The 17,773-nt window shown below is 75.3% G+C and carries 18 protein-coding genes; 10 read left to right on the forward strand and 8 right to left on the reverse strand.

The window, feature by feature from the left end; genetic code table 11:
* Position 1: 1 nt before the first annotated feature.
* On the forward strand, positions 2-1,252 hold the full coding sequence (locus tag MLV88_RS07750) for an RsmB/NOP family class I SAM-dependent RNA methyltransferase (RefSeq protein WP_243337222.1): 1,251 nt from the start codon (positions 2-4) through the stop codon (positions 1,250-1,252).
* A 175-nt stretch (positions 1,253-1,427) separates the two neighbouring features.
* Here the strand turns inward: MLV88_RS07750 and ilvD are convergent, their stop codons facing one another.
* Positions 1,428-3,107: a dihydroxy-acid dehydratase gene (ilvD, locus tag MLV88_RS07755; RefSeq protein ID WP_308197188.1), complete on the reverse strand. Its 1,680-nt coding sequence runs from the start codon at positions 3,105-3,107 to the stop codon at positions 1,428-1,430.
* A 103-nt stretch (positions 3,108-3,210) separates the two neighbouring features.
* Between ilvD and MLV88_RS07760 the strand changes: the two genes are divergently transcribed.
* From MLV88_RS07760 to MLV88_RS07775, 4 genes are all read left to right on the forward strand, one after another.
* Entirely contained in the window at positions 3,211-3,882 is a 672-nt protein-coding gene (locus MLV88_RS07760; RefSeq protein WP_242337272.1) for an NUDIX hydrolase, read from the forward strand.
* Between the two features lie 56 nt (positions 3,883-3,938).
* Complete coding sequence (locus tag MLV88_RS07765) at positions 3,939-5,558, forward strand: zinc metalloprotease (protein ID WP_243337224.1); 1,620 nt, start codon at positions 3,939-3,941, stop codon at positions 5,556-5,558.
* A gap of 10 nt (positions 5,559-5,568) precedes the next feature.
* Positions 5,569-6,159, forward strand: coding sequence for a HEAT repeat domain-containing protein (locus MLV88_RS07770; RefSeq protein WP_242337276.1), 591 nt, complete (start codon positions 5,569-5,571; stop codon positions 6,157-6,159).
* A gap of 66 nt (positions 6,160-6,225) precedes the next feature.
* Entirely contained in the window at positions 6,226-7,080 is an 855-nt protein-coding gene (locus MLV88_RS07775) for an SEL1-like repeat protein (protein WP_243337225.1), read from the forward strand.
* Between the two features lie 54 nt (positions 7,081-7,134).
* Here MLV88_RS07775 and MLV88_RS07780 read toward each other — a convergent pair whose 3' ends face one another.
* Together MLV88_RS07780 and MLV88_RS07785 are read right to left on the reverse strand one after the other, a co-directional pair.
* Entirely contained in the window at positions 7,135-7,548 is a 414-nt protein-coding gene (locus tag MLV88_RS07780) for a response regulator (protein WP_242337280.1), read from the reverse strand.
* Between the two features lie 164 nt (positions 7,549-7,712).
* Positions 7,713-7,910, reverse strand: coding sequence for a hypothetical protein (locus MLV88_RS07785; RefSeq protein WP_242337282.1), 198 nt, complete (start codon positions 7,908-7,910; stop codon positions 7,713-7,715).
* A 191-nt stretch (positions 7,911-8,101) separates the two neighbouring features.
* Here MLV88_RS07785 and MLV88_RS07790 point away from each other — a divergent pair, with 191 nt between their 5' ends.
* On the forward strand, positions 8,102-9,490 hold the full coding sequence (locus MLV88_RS07790) for an IgA Peptidase M64 (protein ID WP_242337284.1): 1,389 nt from the start codon (positions 8,102-8,104) through the stop codon (positions 9,488-9,490).
* A 135-nt stretch (positions 9,491-9,625) separates the two neighbouring features.
* Positions 9,626-11,368: an acyl-CoA dehydrogenase family protein gene (locus MLV88_RS07795; RefSeq protein ID WP_242337286.1), complete on the forward strand. Its 1,743-nt coding sequence runs from the start codon at positions 9,626-9,628 to the stop codon at positions 11,366-11,368.
* Between the two features lie 307 nt (positions 11,369-11,675).
* Here MLV88_RS07795 and MLV88_RS07800 read toward each other — a convergent pair whose 3' ends face one another.
* Positions 11,676-12,371, reverse strand: coding sequence for a glycine cleavage system protein H (locus tag MLV88_RS07800; RefSeq protein ID WP_243337228.1), 696 nt, complete (start codon positions 12,369-12,371; stop codon positions 11,676-11,678).
* Positions 12,372-12,777: 406 nt separating this feature from the next.
* Here MLV88_RS07800 and MLV88_RS07805 point away from each other — a divergent pair, with 406 nt between their 5' ends.
* Positions 12,778-13,380: a hypothetical protein gene (locus MLV88_RS07805; protein ID WP_243337230.1), complete on the forward strand. Its 603-nt coding sequence runs from the start codon at positions 12,778-12,780 to the stop codon at positions 13,378-13,380.
* On the opposite strand, the gene MLV88_RS07810 is transcribed toward MLV88_RS07805, so the two are convergent.
* The 4 genes from MLV88_RS07810 to MLV88_RS07825 all read right to left on the reverse strand — a co-directional run bounded on the left by MLV88_RS07810 (position 13,381) and on the right by MLV88_RS07825 (position 16,348).
* On the reverse strand, positions 13,381-14,202 hold the full coding sequence (locus MLV88_RS07810; protein WP_242355031.1) for a C40 family peptidase: 822 nt from the start codon (positions 14,200-14,202) through the stop codon (positions 13,381-13,383).
* Positions 14,203-14,276: 74 nt separating this feature from the next.
* Positions 14,277-15,179, reverse strand: a complete 903-nt coding sequence (locus MLV88_RS07815) for a hypothetical protein (RefSeq protein WP_243337232.1) — start codon at positions 15,177-15,179, stop codon at positions 14,277-14,279.
* A gap of 3 nt (positions 15,180-15,182) precedes the next feature.
* Positions 15,183-15,995, reverse strand: a complete 813-nt coding sequence (locus MLV88_RS07820; RefSeq protein WP_242341341.1) for a family 1 encapsulin nanocompartment shell protein — start codon at positions 15,993-15,995, stop codon at positions 15,183-15,185.
* Positions 15,992-16,348, reverse strand: a complete 357-nt coding sequence (locus MLV88_RS07825) for a ferritin family protein (protein WP_242341340.1) — start codon at positions 16,346-16,348, stop codon at positions 15,992-15,994. The genes MLV88_RS07820 and MLV88_RS07825 overlap by 4 nt, the downstream gene beginning before the upstream one ends.
* A gap of 160 nt (positions 16,349-16,508) precedes the next feature.
* On the opposite strand from MLV88_RS07825, the gene MLV88_RS07830 reads away from it, so the two are divergent.
* Together MLV88_RS07830 and MLV88_RS07835 are read left to right on the forward strand one after the other, a co-directional pair.
* Positions 16,509-17,135 (forward strand): DedA family protein, encoded by a 627-nt coding sequence (locus MLV88_RS07830; RefSeq protein ID WP_242356426.1) that lies wholly within the window; start codon positions 16,509-16,511, stop codon positions 17,133-17,135.
* Positions 17,136-17,247: 112 nt separating this feature from the next.
* Positions 17,248-17,625: a response regulator gene (locus MLV88_RS07835; RefSeq protein ID WP_242341338.1), complete on the forward strand. Its 378-nt coding sequence runs from the start codon at positions 17,248-17,250 to the stop codon at positions 17,623-17,625.
* Positions 17,626-17,773 lie beyond the last annotated feature (148 nt).

The following is a 17,773-nucleotide window of genomic DNA, read 5'->3' on the forward strand; positions in this document are numbered from 1 at the left end:
CGTGCGACCGAGACCCGAGGAGCGGCTGCGCGAGATCCCCTGGCACGCGCTCGCCGGACGGGCAGCCGCGCTCGACGCGCCGCTCGCGGAGATCCTCGGCGGCGCGGCAGCGGAGCGGGTGGTCGATCGCGTCCTGCGCGGCGAGCGCGCGCTTCCGGGCGAGGCGCGACGGGCGTTCGCGGAGGCGCTCTTCGGCGTGGCGCTGTGGCGGCGCCGCCTGCGGGCCCAGCTCGGCGATCCGGACGCGCCGCCGCGCCTGCTCCTCGGCGCGCTGCTGCGCGACCTCGCCCTCCGCCCCGACGCGGAGATGCTCGCGGCGCTCGCGCCGGGCGCGCTGCCCCCGCCGCGGCCGGCGCCCACCGCCCTCGCCGACCGCGCCTCGCTCCCCGACTGGCTCGCGGCAGAGCTCGTCGCGGCGGCCGGGGACGAGGCGGACGCGCTCGCCGACGCGCTCGACCTCCCCGGGCCGATCTGCCTGCGCGTGAACCTGCTCCGCGCCACGCGCGAGGCGGCGGCCGCGCGGCTCGCCGCGGAAGGCGTCGCGAGCCGGGCCGGGCGCCTCGCCCCCGCCTGCCTCGTGGTCACCTCGGCGCGGCCCAACGTCTTCGGCCTCGAGGCCCACCGCGCCGGGATCGTCGAGGTGCAGGACGAGGGGAGCCAGCTCCTCGGCGCGCTCGTCGGAGCGCGACCGGGGGAGACGATCCTCGACGCCTGCGCGGGCGCGGGCGGGAAGACGCTCCTGCTCGCGTCGGACGTCGGCGCGGCGGGGCGCGTGTTCGCCGTCGATCCCGACGCCGCGCGGCTCGAGCGGCTGCGCGTGCGGGCGGCGCGCGCGGGCGCTGGACCCTCCGTGGTGATCCAGGGCGCCGCGGCGCCGGAGGCGCTCCGCGCGGATCGCGTGCTGGTGGACGCGCCCTGCTCCGAGCTGGGCGCGCTGCGCCGTGGGCCGGACCAGCGCTGGCGGATCGATCCGGCGGGCTTCGCGGCGCTCCCCGCGCTGCAGCTCGGGATCCTCGCGCGCGCCGCGCGCCACGTCCGGCCCGGCGGCCGGCTCGTCTACGCGACCTGCACGTTCCGGCGGCAGGAGGACGAGGAGGTGGCGCTCGCCTTCGAGGCGGGGCACCCGGAGTACGTGCGCGTGGCGCCCGCCGCGGACCCGGCGGTGATCACGGGAGAGCGGTTCGTGCGGACCTGGCCGCACCGGCACGGGACGGACGGGTTCTTCGCGGCCGTCTGGGAGCGCAGGGGGTGAGCGGCCGATCAATGATTCGCGAAACAGGCGAGCGAAGCGAGCCCGCCGGGGCGACGCCGCGGAAGCGGCGAAGCCGCTCGCGGCGGCGCACGGGACCCGGCGAGCAGGGGTGGGTCCCCGACGACGGCGGCCAGCCGTCGGCGGGGCGGGGGCGCAGCCCCCGTTCGAACATGCCCTACAGCTCCGTCTTCATGACCGCGCCCGCGGACGCGTTCGACACGAGCAGCGCGTAGCGCCTGAGCCAGGAGGAGCGGACCTCCTTGCGCTTCGGGCGGAAGCCCTCGCGCCGCCGGGCGAGCTCCGTGTCGGGGACGTCCACGGTGAGCGCGCGCGCCGCCACGTCGATGGTGATGGGATCGCCGTCCTGCACGAGGCCGAGGGGCCCGCCCTCGGCGGCCTCCGGCGACACGTGCCCGACGCAGGCGCCGCGCGTCGCGCCGGAGAAGCGGCCGTCCGTGACGAGCGCGACCTGCTCGCCGAGGCCCATGCCCTGGATGAGCGCCGTGGGCGAGAGCATCTCCTGCATGCCCGGCCCGCCCCTCGGCCCCTCGTAGCGGATGACCACGAAGTGCCCGGGCTTCACCTTGCCGGCCATGATCCCGGCGGTCGCCTCGTCCTGCGAGTCGAAGCAGATCGCGCGGCCGGTGAACCTCCGCATCGAGGGCTCGATGCCGGCGGTCTTCACCACCGCGCCCTCCGGCGCGAGGTTGCCGAACAGCACCGCGAGGCCGCCCACGGGCGAGTAGGCCTCCTCGAGCGGATGGATCACGGTGCGATCCTTGATCTCCGCCTCGCGGATGCGCTCGCCGACCGTCTCGCCGCTCACGGTGAGCGCGTCCTCGCGGACGAGCCCCCCGCGCCGCGCCACCTCGTGCAGCACCGTCGGGACGCCGCCCGCGCGGTGGATGTCTTCCATGTGCACGGTGGACAGCGACGGCGCGATCTTCGCGATGTGCGCGACCTTCCCCGCGATCGCTTCGATGTCCTTCAGGTCGAGGGCGACGCCCGCCTCGCGCGCGATGGCGAGCATGTGCAGCACGGTGTTCGACGAGCCGCCCATCGCCATGTCGACCACCATCGCGTTGTGGATGGCGTCCTTCGTGACGATGCGCCGCAGCCGGAAGCGCTCGTCGCCGGCGATCTCCACCGCCCGGCGCGCCGCGCGGCGCAGGAGCGCCTCGCGCTCCGGGGTGAGCGCCAGGATGGTCCCGTTGCCGGGGAGCGCGATGCCCATCGCCTCGCAAAGGACGTTCATCGAGTTCGCGGTGAACATCCCGGAGCACGAGCCGCCGGAGGGGCAGGCGCGGCACTCGATGTCGTGCAGCTCGGCGTCGCCCATCTCCCCGCGGGCGCGCTTGCCGACCGCCTCGAACATCGTGGTGAGGTCGATGGGCGTGCCGTCCGCCTTGTGGCCCGCCTTCATCGGCCCGCCGGAGACGAACACCGTCGGCACGTCCACCCGGAGCGCGCCCATCACCATGCCGGGGACGATCTTGTCGCAGTTCGGGATGCAGACGAGCGCGTCGAGGCAGTGCGCGTTCATCATCGTCTCGATCGAGTCGGCGATGAGCTCGCGCGAAGGCAGGCTGTAGAGCATGCCCGCGTGCCCCATGGCGATCCCGTCGTCCACGCCGATGGTGTTGAACTCGAAGGGGACGCCGCCCGCCTTGCGGATCTCGTCCTTCGCGATCCGGCCGTACTCCTGGAGGAAGAAGTGGCCCGGGATGATGTCCACGTGGCTGTTCGCGATCCCGACGAACGGCTTGTCGAAGTCGGCGTCGGTGAGGCCGGTCGCGCGGAGCAGGCTGCGGTGGGGGGCCCGCTCGAACCCCTTCTTGATCATGTCGCTGCGCACGTTCCGGTTGTCCCCATTCGGCCACCGGGTTGTCAACCCGCGCGGCTTGACCGCCCGCCCGCCCGCTCGCGGCGAGGGCGCCGTCCGGTTATGAGCACGGGCGATGGCCGCGCCCGCTCCGAGCTTCGAGGAGGCGATCGCCCGCGTTCGCGCCGCGCTCGCCGAGCGGCCGGCGCGCGCGCTCGAGGTGCCCGGCTTCCGGCGCGCGGGCGTGCTCGTCCCGATCCTGGCGCGGCCCGAGGGCCCCACGCTGCTCTTCACCCGCCGCACCGAGACGCTCCCGCACCACAAGGGCGAGATCTCGTTCCCCGGTGGCGGCTGCGCGCCGCGCGAGAGCGCCTTCGCCGCGGCGCTGCGCGAGGCCGACGAGGAGGTCGGGCTCGCGCCCGGCGGCGTGGAGCTGCTCGGCGCGCTCGACGACGTCCCGAGCATCGCGCGCTACGTCGTCACCCCCGTGGTCGCGGCGGTGCCCGCCCCGCCCCCCGCCTTCGTGCGCGCCGAGGCCGAGGTCTCCGAGCCGTTCGAGCTGCCGCTCGCCCGGCTGCTCGACCCGGGGAACCGGCGCGCCTCGCTGTGGGATCCGGCGCGGCTTCCGGCCGAGGCCGCCGCGGCGCTCCTCTCGGTGCGGGTGCCGTTCGAGGAGGTGGACGCAGCGACCGGCCAGTGGCGGGTGTGGTCGTTCCACGCCGATCCGGCGCGCGTCGTGTGGGGGCTCACCGCCCGCGTGCTCGCGGATCTGCTCGACCGCGCGTTCCACGGGGAGCTCCCGCGTTGAGGCGCCCCGTCCTCGCGGGTCGCCGGGCCCCGCGGTGGAGCTTAGGATGTCGGACGGTGCGCAGACGACTCGCCCCCGCCGCGGTCCTCGCCTTCGCCTGCGCGCTTGCCTGTGGCGGCGGGTCGAAGAGCAGCGGGACCGAAAAGACGTGCAAGGCCGCGATCGACTGCGGCGGCGTCCTCGTCTGCATCGCCGGAAAGTGTGCGGCGGCGGCGCCCGTCTCCGCGGCCTGCTCGCCGCCTTCCCACCCCACGGCCGTCCTCGGCGATCCCATGACGGCGCCCGATCCCGGCACCGCCTGCCAGACCCCCATCCGCGCGCCGGTGTACCCGGGGGCCCAATCGCTCGGGGAGCTCCCGGTCGGCGCCCAGGCGCAGTTCCAGGTGCCGCCGGGGACCTGGAGCGTGACGGTGGTCTCCCAGGAGGTCGCCGGCTCGGCGCCCGACTTCGTCTACCTCGAGACCGGGCAGGCGTGCGGCGTGACGGCGGACTGCGGGGTCGGGGTGCAGTGCGTGAGCGGACAGTGCGCGTTCGGGATCCCGAACTCGGTGGTCCCCACCGGCGTCACCGCACCCGACTCCCGGGTCTTCTACGACGAGCTCGCCAAGATCCCCCAGGACGCGAACGGCTATCCCGACTACACCGGCCTCCTCGGCTACTACGGCGGGTTCACGCCCGTCTCCGGCGCGCTCACGCTCCCCAACACCTCCCCCGGCCTGGACGCCGCGCGCAGCGCGGGCGGGCTGCCGCCCGGCACCTGGACGCTCACGGTCAACGACTACGCCTACGAGTGCGCCGCGATGTCGGGGTGCACCGGGGGGAGCAGCTCGAGCCGTTACGACGTGCAGGTCCTCACGCGCGCGGGCCCCATCACCTCCACCGGCACGCTCGACGTCGACGTCTACGTCGCGTCGGCGAGCGCGACCGCGGCGGGGCTCGCGCACGATCCGCAGCTCGCGCGCCTGTTCCAGAGCGTGGCGGCGGTGCTCGGACACGCGGGCCTCTGCCTCGGCAGCGTGGTGCTCCACGACCTGCCGGCGTGGGCGCAGTCGAGGTACGCGAACGTGAACATCGACTCCACCGGCCCGTGCGATCCGCTCTCGCAGCTCTTCACGCTCGCCGAGGCGCAGCGCCCGTCGATCCACCTCTTCCTCGTGGACGAGCTCACCGTCACCGCGAACGACCCGAACGACCCGTTCGCGATCGTCGGCATCGACGGCTCGATCCCCGGCCCGTCCGGCGTCCCCGGCACCGTGAACGGGGGGGCGGTGGTGACGCTCGCGGACCTGGGCATGGGGAGCTGCGGCGGGACGGTCGACATCGCGCATTGCGGCACGGACCGCATGGCCTTCATCGTGGCGCACGAGGCGTCCCACTGGCTCGGCCTGTACCACACGACCGAGCGGTCCGGCACGATGTTCGACCCGCTCTCCGACACGCCCACCTGCGCCTGCGCGACCTGCGCGCCGGTCGCCGATCGGGCGACCTGCGAGGACAAGCTCACCGACCCCTCGCAGACGCCCTTCGACGTGACCGGCGCCGACTGCTCCGGCGCAGGCACCACCTGCGCCGGCGCCTCGAACCTCATGTTCTGGCTGCTCGACGACACCCGCTCGAACGGGTCGGTCACGCCGCAGCAGTCCGAGGTCATGCGCCTCAACCCTGCGGTCCGCTGACGGAGCCTCCATGACCGCTGCCCTCGCCGCCCTCGCGCTCGCCCTCGTCTCCTCCACCGGTGCCGCCCGCGCGCCCGCGTGCACGCCCCCCGGCGCGAGCGCGCCGGAGGCCGGGGCCCGCCCGTGCGATCCCGCCGTGCGCGCGAGGACGCTCGAGCTCCTCGGCGCGATCGATCGTCCGATCCGGCCGGAGACCTGGCGCGCGCTCGGGCCGGACGCCGAGCCGGTGCTCGCCGAGGTCGCGGCCTCCGACGCGCTCCCCACCCGCCGCGCCCTCGCGCTCGAGGGGCTCGCCGCCATAGGCGGCGCGCGCGCCGAGAAGCTGCACCGCTCGCTCGCGGCCGACACCCACGAGCCGCGCGCCGTCCGCCGCGCCGCGATCCGCGGCCTCGGCCGGCTCGTCCCCCGGGAGAAGCTCGACGCCACGCTGCGCCCGCTCCTCGAGCGCGATCCGGATCGCGGCGTCCGCGCCGGCGCCGCCGAGGTGCTCTCTCGCCGCTCCCCCGCCTCGTCCTGCGCCGCCATCCGCGCGCAGGCCCGGCGCGAGGGGACCGCCGGGAGCGGGCTCTTCGCGCGCGCGCTCGCCGCCTGCGAGCGGTAGCGACCCCATCGCGCGCCTCGTGACGCGACCCGCTCCACCGGGCTCCGCGCTATCCTCCCCACCTCCGTGCTCGCCCTCCTCGTCGCGCTCGCGCTCGCTCAGGCCCCCGGCCTCCCGCCCTCCGCCTGCGCGCTGCACCGCGCCCTCTTCCCGAGCGCGCCGCAGCCTCCCGGCGGCGAGCCCGGCTGCGCCGACGCGCTGAAGGAGGCGTGCGACTCCGGCCGGCGCCTCGCGTGCCACGGGCTCGCGCGCGTGCTCGAGGCGGGGACGGCAGGCAGGCCTGATCCCGAGCGCGCGCTCGCGCTCTTCGCTCGCGCCTGCGCCGCCGGCGTCGCCGACGCGTGCGCGGGCGCGGCCGAGCTGCGCGCGGCGCGGGGCGATCGGGAGGGGGCCCGCGCTTTCCGCGAGGAGGGGTGCGCGATGGGCTCGGCCCGCGCGTGCGCGTGGCTCGCGGCGGACGCCCCGCCCGGCCGCGCCGACCGCCTCGCCGAGCGGGCCTGCGATCTCGGCGCCGCCGAGGGGTGCCTCGCGCTCGCCCGCGAGGCCGACGGCGAGCGACGGGGAGAGCTCCTGTGGCGGGCCTGTCGCCTCGGCGCGGACGCGGCCTGCGCGGCGATGGCGCTGCCCGCCGGCGAGGCGCGCTGCGCGGACGGCGACGGGGAGTCGTGCCTCGAGGCGGGGAAGGTGCTGCAGGAGGGGCGGGCGGCGCCGGCGGACGGCGCGCGCGCCGCGGAGCGCTACGCCCGCGCCTGCGAGCTCGGGCTCGCCGCGGGGTGCAGCCGCCTCGGCGTGCTCCTCCGCTTCGGCGCGGGCGTGCCCCACGACGAGGCGCGCGCCCGGGCGCTGTTCGAGCGCGCCTGCGCGGAGGGCGACGACGAGGGCTGCCGGCTGCGTGACGACCCGGTGCTGCTGGAGGAGTGACGGCGCCGCCCGCGCGCCGGGCTCATCATCGAGGACGGCGGGCGGAGCACGCCGTCACGCCGAAGGCTGGCCGGGTGGCGCGGCGCCGCCGGGGCGCGGCGCGTGGAGCGCGGCCCGGATCCCGGCGAGCAGCGCACCCTCCTCGATCGGCTTCGGCACGAAGACGTCGGCGCCGGCCGCGAACAGCTCGACGCGCGCCGCCGGGCGTCCGGAGATGCCCACCACCGGGAGGGAGGCGAGGCGGAGGTCCGGCGAGCGACGCAGCGCGGTGACGACCTCCGCGCCGCGCATGCCGGGCATCGCGTCGTCCACCAGCAGGAGGTCCGGCGGATCGGCGTGGGCGAGCGCGAGCGCGACCTCTCCCGACTCGGCCTCGAGGCACACGTGCCCCGCGTCCTCGAGCATGAGGCTCACGAGCCTGCGGACGAGGTGGTTGTCGTCGACGACCAGGATGCGGAGGAGCGCCATCGGTGCCGCCGGAGCAAGCTAGTGACGTGGGGGCGCGGAGGAGAAGCGGGAGGCGCCGTTCGCTCCGTCGAGCTACCGGGGTGACCGTACCGGCTTCACGGGGAGCGGCGCGCGACGCGATGCGAAGCAGGTCCTGGGCCGATCGTCCGACGGGGGAAGGTCGTTCAGGGGTGCTGGCCCGCGTCGTCCTGCGGCTGGAACGCGGCCCACATGTCGCGGGCGTCGCGGACCTGCTCCATGAGCGCGATGCCGATCGCGCAGGCGAGGAAGACCGCCAGCGCGAGCATCCACGGGTGGAACTCGAGCAGGTCCCTCGGGCTCAGCGGAGCCCGCCCCTGCCGATCGTCGTTCCGCGCCGCCATGCCCGGTAAGTAGACCGCGCCCAGCGCACGATGCAACCCCTTCGGCGTGGTGCGCCCAGGCGTTCAGGCGCTCGCGGTTGGGGCCCTCCCACCTGGAGCCTCGCGATATCGGCGCGGAAGGGGCGGGGAGCCCCCGGCGTGGCGCGCGCCCCGGCCCGTGCGGTGCAGGCCCCGTACTACACTCCCGCGCCATGCTCGCCACCCTGCTCGCCGCCGTCAGCCTCGTCGCGGCGCCCCCGCGCACGCTCCGGGTCGACTACTTCCACACCGGCACCGCCACCGACGAGCGCTTCAGCCTCGATCGCGTGGTGCTCGAGCCCCTCCCCTTCCCCGGCCGGCCGGACCGTCCCGTCGACGACACGAACCTCGGCAAGTACTTCTTCGAGGTCCGCGACCTCGGCACGCAGAAGGTCCTCTACTCGCGCGGCTTCGCCTCGATCTTCGGCGAGTGGGAGCTGACCGACGAGGCGCGCAAGGCGAACCGGACGTTCTCCGAGTCGGTGCGCTTCCCGGCGCCCGCCGCGCCGGTGCAGCTCGTGGTGAAGAAGCGCGACGCGGAGCGGACGTTCCGCGAGGTCTGGTCGCTCGTGGTCGATCCGCACGATCGGTTCGTGGACGACTCTCGCCCGCCGTCGCCCGGCCCGGTCGTCGCCCTCCAGGACGCGGGCGACCCCGCGACGAAGCTCGACCTGCTCCTCGTCGGGGACGGCTACACGGAGAAGGAGCGCGCCAAGTTCGAGAAGGACGCGCGCCGGCTCCTGGAGATCCTCTTCGAGCACGAGCCGTACCGGTCGCGGCGCCGGGACTTCAACGTGTGGGGGATCTGCCCGCCGGCAGAGGAGCGCGGCGTCTCCCGCCCGCTCACGGGGATCCACCGCCGCAGCCGGGTCGGCGCCACCTACGACGCGTTCGGCTCGGAGCGCTACGTCCTCTCCTTCGAGAACCGCTCGCTGCGCGACGTGGCGTCCTTCGCGCCCTACGACGCGATCGCCATCCTCGTGAACGCCGAGACCTACGGCGGCGGCGGCATCTTCAACCTCTACGCCACCGTCGCCGCGGACAACCGCTGGGCGGGCTACATCTTCGTCCACGAGCTCGGCCACTCGCTCGCTGCGCTCGCCGACGAGTACTTCACCTCCGAGACCGCCTACCTGCCGAGCGAGGCGCGTCCCGAGCCGTGGGAGCCGAACGTCACGGCCGACCCGCACGCCGCGAAGTGGAAGGAGCTGCTCTCGCCGGGCGTGCCGCTGCCGACCCCGTGGCCGAAGGAGGAGTTCACCCGCCGCGCGAAGGAGTTCCAGGAGCAGCGCAAGGCGATCCGCGCGCGCAACGGGGCGGAGGCGGAGATGGACGCCCTCTTCCTCGCCCAGCAGAAGGAGGAGACGGCGCTCCTCTCCGCCGCCCCGACCGCCGGGAAGGTGGGCGCGTTCGAGGGCGCGAACTACGAGGCGAGCGGCTACTACCGGCCGGAGCTCGACTGCGTGATGTTCACGCGCGATCCCGTGCCGTTCTGCGCGGTCTGCCGGCGGGCGCTCTCGAGGGTGTTCGACCTGTACGCGGCCCCGGCGAAGGGACGCTGACCGGGACGCCGGGGAAGTCGCCCCACCGGCCGCGCCGCCGCTGCCCGATGTACCCCCTCGGGCCGGGCCGTGCCCTCGCACCCGGATGGCGCGGCGCGTTATGATTCTCGAATCAACCGGCCCGGAGGCCTCCCGATGACCGACAAGAGGACCGCGAGCTTCATGCGCTCGCTCTGCATGGGCGAGATCGAGGAGGAGATCCTCCTCCCCTACCCGGAGCCGAAGACGGGCGAGAAGGAGACGCTGGCGGCGGTGCTCCAGACGCTCAAGTCGATGCTCGGCGGGCGCGAGCGCGACTTCCGCGCCTGGGATCGGGCCGGCGAGATGCCGAAGGACTTCGTGAGCGAGCTCAAGGACGCGGGCCTCTTCAGCCTCGTCATCCCGGAGGCGCACGGCGGGCTGGGGCTCGGCGCCACCGCCTACTCGCGCATCATGCAGGAGCTCGCCCGCTACGACGCCTCCGTGGCGGTGACCGTCGGCGCGCACAGCTCGATCGGCATGCGCGGCCTGCTCCTGTTCGGGACCGAGGAGCAGAAGGCTCGCTTCCTTCCGCGGCTCGCCACGGGCGAGCTCGTCGCCGCGTTCTGCCTGACCGAGCCGGGCGCCGGCTCGGACGCCGCCGGCATCAAGACGACGGCGGTGCGCGACGGCGACGACTGGATCCTGAACGGCGAGAAGCTCTGGATCACGAACGGCGGCATCGCCGACTTCTTCACGGTCTTCGCGAAGACCTCGCTCGACGGCCGCGGCCGGATCACCGCCTTCATCGTGACGCGCGACATGAAGGGCGTCTCGACCGGTCCCCACGAGGACAAGATGGGGATCCGCGCCTCGTCCACGACCACCGTCGTGCTCGAGGACGTCCGCGTCCCTTCGGCGAACGTGCTCGGCGAGATCGGGCAGGGCTTCAAGCTCGCCATGAAGATCCTGAACGCCGGGCGGACCGGGCTCGGGGGCGGCTCGGTGGGCGGCATGAAGCGGCTCATCGAGCTCGCGGTGCACCAGGCCCGCGACCGCGTGCAGTTCGGGCAGCCCATCGCGAGCTACGACTCGATCCAGCAGAAGATCGGCCAGATGGTCATCGACTGCTACGCCTCGGAGAGCGTCGTGAACCTCGTCGCCGGGCTCGTGGACCGCGGCTACGAGGACTACGCGGTCGAGGCGGCGATCTCGAAGGTGCTCTCGAGCGAGGCGCTGTGGCGGACCGCCGACGAGGCGCTCCAGATCGCGGCGGGCCAGGGCTACATGCGCGAGATGCCCTACGAGCTCGCGCTGCGCGACAGCCGCATCAACCGGATCTTCGAGGGCACGAACGAGATCCTGCGCCTGTTCATCGCGCTCACCGCCATGAACGACGTCGCCGAGGAGCTGAAGGACCTGTCGAGCTCCATGCGCGGGGTGTTCGCCGATCCCATCAAGGGCTTCGGGGTCCTCTCCGACTACGCCAAGCGGCGCGCCCAGCTCGCGACCGGCCTGCGCCGCGAGAAGGGCCGCTTCACGCTCCTCCACCCGTCGCTCGCCCCGGAGGCGGCGCTCTTCGAGGAGGCCGCGACCGCGCTCGCGCGGGCCGCGGACCGGATCCTCCGCAAGCACGGCAAGAAGATCATCGGCGAGCAGCTCGCGACGCGGCGCCTCGCGGACATCATGGTGGACCTGTTCGCGCTCGCGGCGGTGCTCGCGCGCGTCTCCACCAAGATCGACGATCGCGGCGAGGCGTCGGCGGAGATGGAGCGCCAGATCCTCCGCGCCCTCGCCCGCCAGGCGAAGCGGCGCGTCGACCAGAACCTCGCCGGCATCGACGAGAACGAGGACGCGACCGTGAAGCAGCTCGCGAAGCACGTCCTCGAGGCCGGCCGGTACGCCTGGGACAACCTTTGATGGCGCCACCCGCTCGCATGGAGCCTGCTGCGACGCACGCTGCCTGCCTGCGCCGGGCGGCCTCGTCGTTGCGTTCCTCGACGTGCCTTACAGGCACGCCTGCGGTGCTCCCTCCTCGGAGCGCCCGGCTCGGCGACGTCATCGCGCGTCTCGCGACGGCTCCACGCAAGCGACGGGCGCCATGAGCGACGGATCGCGGTTCGCGGTCACTTGACCGCACGGAGCCGCGCCCTGACGCCGGCGGCCCGCCCCCGCGTCTCGCCGGGACGGGCCGCCGCTCGCCGTCGCTCCGCTCCTCCCCCGCGCGTCACGCGGGGCGGAGGAACAGCGCGAGGACCCGCTGCCAGCCGTCCTCGCCGAGGGTGGAGGGCGCGGGGGGAGGGAGCGCGCCGCCGTCCGCCGCCGCGAGGCCGAGCTCCTCCTCGACATAGCGGTCGAGCCGCTCGCGCTCCCGGCGCAGCCAGCCGCCGCCCTCGCGATCCTGCGGGAACGTCATGTAGACGCCGTCCGAGGGCGCGAGGGCGAAGAGCCAGCCGCGCCCGTAGGGCTCGCGCTTCACGAGGCCGGGATCGCCGCGCAAGGTCCCGTTCACGGCCACGACGCGCCCGTCCACCGGCGCGGTGATCCGGACGATGCGGCCGCCCGCCCGGACCACCGCCACGGGATCGCCGCGGCGCACCTGCATGCCGCGGCGAGGCAGCTCGACCGCGCTCGCCGAGGGGAGGAGCCGCTGCGCGAAGTCGTCGAGGCCCACGCGCAGCCCGCTCGCGGCGGGCGCGAGCCAGGTGTGGTTGGGCGCGTAGTACGCGTCCCGGCGGTAGGCGAGGTCGCCCGCGTCCGCCATGGCGGCTTCGCGGCGGCGCTCACGCGCGCGCCAGGCGAGGGCGAGCGCGAGGGCGGGCAGCGCGAGCGCGAGGAGCCCCGCGAGGAACAGCGCCGAGCGCCCCGCAGCACCGAGGAGGAACGTTCCCAGCGCCTCGAGGATGGAGACGAACGTCGTCATGGTTGCGCTCCCTTTCTTCGCGGTCGAAGTCCCGGCGGGACACCCTCCAGCTTCGCAAGCGACGGGCCAGCGCTCCCGGGCCGGTGAGCCCTCGTTTTCGTTCGGGTCCGCGCTCCCGCGGCAACCCGCCGCGTGGAGGTTCTCAGCGGGCCCCCACGCTCGGCTGCCTGGAACCGCCCTGAATCCGCGCGCGTGGGGGGCGACGTTGAGTCCGTCAACGCATGGTGAATTCCTCGCTGTCCTCCCGACCCGGCAGGCGCCCCCGCCCGCGCGGGAGCACCGCTCCCGTACGTCCCGGCGGCGAGGGCCCCATGAAGCGTGCCCGCCTCCCCCACAGGCGCGCACCCGGAGCCTTGCGTACCCTCGAGCCCGCGCGAACGTTGTCGTGCCGGAGGGCTCTTCCGCCATGTCGCGCACGCTCCTCGTCGTCGCCGCGCTCGCCGCGATCCCCGTCGTCTCCCGTCCGGAGCCGCCCCGGGCCGAGGGGACCATCGACGCAGGGGACGCGCAGGTGGAGGTGCTGGGGAAGCGCTACGCTCCGGGCGAGACGATCGAGCTCCCCGAGGGTTATCTGCGGGTGGAGGAGGCCGGACCCGAGGACGACGAGATCGGGTCGTTCACCGTCGTCCCGGCGGCGGCGCTCGCGCGCGCCGAGGCCCCCCCGGCGGCGAGCCCCGAGCAGGCGACGGCGCGCAGCGGCGCGCGCGGGCCGGGCGCGGTGGCCGGCAACGGGACGGGAGCGGGGGAAGAGACGACGGCCCCGCGGAGAAGCGCGCACCCCGACTGCAGCGCCGAGCGCGCGGCCTACCTCGCCGAGATCTGGAAGCAGTCGGGGATCGAGGTCTCGGACCCGAAGGGCTTCCTCGCCGGCCTGGAGCAGACCGAGGAGGGCGCGGATCTCACGCTCGCGTGGTTCGCGCTCTCGACCGACGCCTTCCGCACCCTCGCGTGGTCGTCCGATGCTCGCGCCAAGGCGGCCGCGCTCGCGCGCTGCGCGCGGGGGAACTGATCACGCCGCCGCGACCGACTGCTCGGGGGTCTCCGGGGGCGGTGCGGGCCTGAGCGCAGCGAGCCGCTCGGCCGGCACCGACGGGCTCGCGTAGACGAGCTCGAGCGGCGCGCGCACGAACGCGTCGGGCAGGATGCCCACGCCGGAGAGGCCCAGGATGCGGTGGAGCTCGGGCTGCACGCCGAGGAACGGCGCGAGCGAGCGCGTCGCGCGGTGGACGAGCTCGGTGCAGGAGAGCCGCTCGAGGTCGGTGAAGTCGAGGTCGAAGTCGTAGGGCCGCCCGAGCTGGGCGAGCGCCACCTGGCGCACCACCGGCCACGCCTCCTCGAACGGGACCTCGCCGCCCCCGACGAGCCGGTCGCGCACGAGCCGCTCCTCCTCACCGAGGGCGCGGGGATCGTCCGCAGGCGCCTCGGCCCGCTGCCGGAGCCGGGCCGGGAAGCGCAGCACGACGAGCCGGTCGCAGCGGCAGAAGTCGAGCACGTCCTCGGTGAGGACGCCCTCCGCGATGGCGTGGATGACGATCTGCTCGCCGAGGGCCAGCCGCTCGCGGGCTCCCGCCGGAGCGAGGTCGCGGTCGGCGGGGGTGGTGCGGCCGAGGTACAGCCCCACGTGGCTGAACAGGCCGGGGATGAGCTTCCCGTCGAGGTACGCGTCGTAGCCGCGGACGAGCACGTCGCCGGGACGGACGCGGTCGATCACCGCGCGCGCGTCGCGGCCCTTCACCTTGTAGGAGCCGGGGTCGTAGACGATCCACATCGGGAAGCGGAACACCTTCACGTCGCCGAGCACGTCCATGAGCGCGTCTCGCACACGTCCCATCGGGACCTCCGGATCCGAAGGCCCCCGATGAGAGCACACTCAGCGTGAGAGCGCGATACCGACATCACGGTACGTCATTCCCGCTCGAGCGCCTCGAGCTCCGCGCGCCGGGCCGCCGCGCCGGCCTCCGCGGCCTCCGCCCGCGCGCGCGCCTCGTCCGCCCGCCGCAGGGCCACCTCGGCGGCGCGACGCGCTTCGCGGGCCCTGCCCTCCGCCTGCTCGAGCCGCTCGCGCGCCGCGCCGAGCGCCCGCGCCCGCAGCCGCGCCTGGCGCTCCGCGCGGGCTCGCTCCGCGCGCTCGGCACGCTGCGCCTCGGCGCCGGACGCGCTCCCCGCTGCCGTCGCCTTCGGCGCGGACGCGCGAGGAGCCGCCGCCCGCGCCTTGCGCGACGTCCCCGCGGTGCCGCCGGAGGCCGTCCCCGCGGCTTCGGCGCCCCCTCCCGCGACCAGCCCGAGCCCGGAGAGGTCTCCCGCCGCGACCTCCGGGTCTCGCTGGAGCGCCCCGGCGCGGAGGGCCTCGCGAGCCCCGCCCGGCGCCGTCGCCGCGACCCGCAGGAGCAGCTCCACCCGCGCGAGCGCGACCGGGCTCGCCGGGCGCCCCTCGGAGGCGAGCACCTCGGCCGCCCGCCCGCGCAGCGCGCGCGCCGCCGTCCGGAGCTCCTGCTCGGCCTCGCGCAGCGCAGCCGCCCCCTGCCCGGCGAGCGCGCGGCGCTGCCCGGCGCGGAGCCGATCGCCCGCCTCGAGCAGCGCCTCGATCTCGTGCCCCCGCTCTCGGGCGACGCGGTTCAGGACCCAGGCCAGCCCGACCGGACGGCGGACCTTGCGGAGGGCGGCCGCCCCCGCGGCGTCCCCGCGCTCGGCGAGGGCGCGCGCGAGCGCGTCCCGCTCGGCGGTGAACCGCGACGGCGACGTCGCGAGGAGCCTGCCCACCTCCTCGCCGCCGGGGAGACCGCCCTCGCCTGCGCGGCGGCGGGCCATGGGCTAGCGGCCGCGCAGGACGGCGACCGAGCCGGGCACGCCGGGCATGAGGGTCACCGACTCGACGAGCGAGATCTGGTGGAAGATTCCCTCCCGTCCGTCGTAGGCCGCGGCGAGCTCCTGGCCGACGATGATGCGCGGACCGGACGCTGTCCGCATCACGACCACCGCGCCGTCCTCGAGCACGGGCGCCTTCACGATGCCCCCCGCGAACGCGGGCTGGAGCTGCTGGTACGGCGTGAGGGCGGTGCCCGGGTAGGGGCGCAGGAGCTGGTAGAAGCGGCCCGGCGAGACCGCCACCGCGTACGGTCCGTGCCGGCCCGCCGCGTCGAGCCGGGCGAGGGCGCCGAGCAGGTCGTCCGCGGTCCGGGAGGGATCGCTCCAGTCGCCCGCCGGCAGCTCGACCGCGCCCTCGTGGCCGAGGAGCCCGCGCACGCCTGCGCGCGGCAGCCCCTCGAAGACGATCCGATCCTCGGCGCGCGCGATCTGCCGCGCCGCCTCGGACGCCTCGGAGAGGACGAGCGGCTCGCCGCAGGCGACGTCCGCCTCGATCGCGCGCGCGCCCAGCGCGAAGGTGCGGTGGATGACCGGGAGCGGGCGCACCTTCGGCACGTGGACGTGGGCGCCCTCCGGCTCCTCACCGAGGGGCAGGTCCTCCGCGACGCCGGCGCGCGCGCCGAACCCGATCGGCCCCACCACCTCGAGGAGCCGCCGGCCGGCCCGCACCTCGTCCGCGGCACCCCGCGCCACGGCGTCGATGCGATCCCAGACCTCCTGCTCGAACGGGGCGCTCTCTCGATCCTGCCAGCTGGTCATCGCTTCCCCTTCTCGCGCGGCGCCTCGCCGCCCGCCTCGGCGGAGGTCTTCGCCGCGTCCTCCTCGGTCACGATCGGTCCGGCGTGGCCGGTGTGCTCCTTCAGCATCCGGGCGAACGCGAGGTCGTGGCGGCGGATCCACTCGAGGATCATCGAGGCGTGCTCCTTCTCCTCGTCGCGGTTGTGCGCGAGGATCTCGCGGAGCTCCGGGTCCTCGATCGCGTCGACCCGCTGCTGGTACCAGTCGATCGCCTCGAGCTCCTCCTGGAGCGAGACGAGCGCCCGGTGAAGGTCCTTCGTGCGAGCGGACAGGAGCTCCTCCCGCTCGTGCCATCCCTGCGATGCGCCGGCCATCCTGCACGAGTGCGCAGCCGGGGCGGCGGCGCCAAGCCCCGGGCCGTTCGGCACCGCGTCCGGGGGGCCATACGGACAGTGGACGATAGACGCCCCGCGCCGCCGCGAGAGGATCCGACCCGCGGCGGGAAGCGAGTTCCTTGGCGAGCGGTTCCATGGCATGAGTCCTCCCGTGGAGAGCCCTGCCGACTTCCTCGCCCGATGGCAGTACACCGGCCTGTTCGCGGTGATCTTCGTGGAGGAGGCCGGGGTCCCGCTGCCGCTGCCGGGAGATCTGTTCATCGCCGCGATGGGGTTCCTCGCGCACGGCGGGCGCGCCGCGTTCGCGCCCACCGCCGCGGTCGTCACGACGGCGACCGTCCTTGGCGCGGCCCTCCTCTATCTCGTGTCGCGCCACGCGGGCCGCCCGCTCCTGGTCCGCCTCGCGCGGCGCCTCGGCTACACCGAGGAGCGCGAGGCGCGGCTCGAGGCGTGGCTCACCCGGCGCGGAGCCCCGGCGGTCGTGCTCGGCCGCCTCGTTCCCGGGCTCCGCATCGTGATGACGGTGGTCGCCGGAGCGCTGCGGCTCAGGCAATCGACGTTCGCGCTCGGCACGCTCGTCGCGGGGCTCGTGTGGGCGACGCTCTACTTCTGGATCGGCTGGGCGCTCGGCGCGGGCTACGAGCGCGTCGGCGGCGGTGGCGCGCTGGCCAGCGCCTGGCCCGCCGCCGTGGCGATCGCGATCGCGGCCTCCCTCGCCCTCACCTGGCGCGTCCGCGCCCGGCGCGCCCCGCGCGCGGAGCCTTGAGGGAGCACGCCGCGCGCGCTCGCGCCGGGCGGCCTCGCGCTCCGCGCCGGCGCGGCCGTCCCCGTCGGTGCGTGGCCTCGCCGCAGGTGTGCGGGCTCCCTACGTTTCCGGCGTGGAAGCCACGATCATCCGTCGGATCCTGCTCGTCGAGGACGACTCGGGCATGCGTGAAGCCATCCGGGCGCTGCTCGAGCGAGCGGGCTTCTCGGTGGCCGTGGCGCGAGACGGCGCCGAGGCCTGGGAGATGCTCTCCCGCGGACCCAGGCCCGTCGCGATCCTGGCCGACCTCTACACGCCCCGCATGACCGGGCACGACCTCGTCGCCCGCATTCGCCGCACCCCGCGCTTCGCGCGCGTGCCGATCATCGCCATGAGCGGCGAGCGCGCCACGAAGACGCGACCCGCGGCGGAGGCGTTCCTCGAGAAGCCCTTCTCGCGCGAGCAGCTCGAGTGGGCGCTGCAGCGCGTCGGCGCGGCAGAGACTGCCTAAACGACAGTGCGTGATTCGCGCTCACCTTCGGTGACGCGAATCACGCTGTCGTTTAGGGATGTTCGAACGGGGGCTGCGCCCCCGCCCCGCCGAGCGAAGCTCGTCGGGGCCCCACCCCTGCTCGCCGGGTCCCGTGCGCCGCCGCGAG

This window comes from Anaeromyxobacter soli (genome assembly GCF_022808855.1).
In the GTDB taxonomy this organism is placed as follows: Bacteria; Myxococcota; Myxococcia; order Myxococcales; family Anaeromyxobacteraceae; genus Anaeromyxobacter; species Anaeromyxobacter soli.

Excerpts from the sequence above, each read along its gene's own strand:
- MLV88_RS07760 (WP_242337272.1), top strand. The coding sequence starts at position 3,211 with ATGGCCGCGCCCGCTCCGAGCTTCGAGGAGGCGATCGCCCGCGTTCGC.
- MLV88_RS07770 (WP_242337276.1), top strand. The coding sequence starts at position 5,569 with ATGACCGCTGCCCTCGCCGCCCTCGCGCTCGCCCTCGTCTCCTCCACC.
- MLV88_RS07780 (WP_242337280.1), bottom strand. The coding sequence starts at position 7,548 with ATGGCGCTCCTCCGCATCCTGGTCGTCGACGACAACCACCTCGTCCGC.
- MLV88_RS07785 (WP_242337282.1), bottom strand. The coding sequence starts at position 7,910 with ATGGCGGCGCGGAACGACGATCGGCAGGGGCGGGCTCCGCTGAGCCCG.
- MLV88_RS07790 (WP_242337284.1), top strand. The coding sequence starts at position 8,102 with ATGCTCGCCACCCTGCTCGCCGCCGTCAGCCTCGTCGCGGCGCCCCCG.
- MLV88_RS07795 (WP_242337286.1), top strand. The coding sequence starts at position 9,626 with ATGACCGACAAGAGGACCGCGAGCTTCATGCGCTCGCTCTGCATGGGC.
- MLV88_RS07800 (WP_243337228.1), bottom strand. The coding sequence starts at position 12,371 with ATGACGACGTTCGTCTCCATCCTCGAGGCGCTGGGAACGTTCCTCCTC.
- MLV88_RS07805 (WP_243337230.1), top strand. The coding sequence starts at position 12,778 with ATGTCGCGCACGCTCCTCGTCGTCGCCGCGCTCGCCGCGATCCCCGTC.
- MLV88_RS07810 (WP_242355031.1), bottom strand. The coding sequence starts at position 14,202 with ATGGGACGTGTGCGAGACGCGCTCATGGACGTGCTCGGCGACGTGAAG.
- MLV88_RS07815 (WP_243337232.1), bottom strand. The coding sequence starts at position 15,179 with ATGGCCCGCCGCCGCGCAGGCGAGGGCGGTCTCCCCGGCGGCGAGGAG.
- MLV88_RS07820 (WP_242341341.1), bottom strand. The coding sequence starts at position 15,995 with ATGACCAGCTGGCAGGATCGAGAGAGCGCCCCGTTCGAGCAGGAGGTC.
- MLV88_RS07825 (WP_242341340.1), bottom strand. The coding sequence starts at position 16,348 with ATGGCCGGCGCATCGCAGGGATGGCACGAGCGGGAGGAGCTCCTGTCC.
- MLV88_RS07830 (WP_242356426.1), top strand. The coding sequence starts at position 16,509 with ATGAGTCCTCCCGTGGAGAGCCCTGCCGACTTCCTCGCCCGATGGCAG.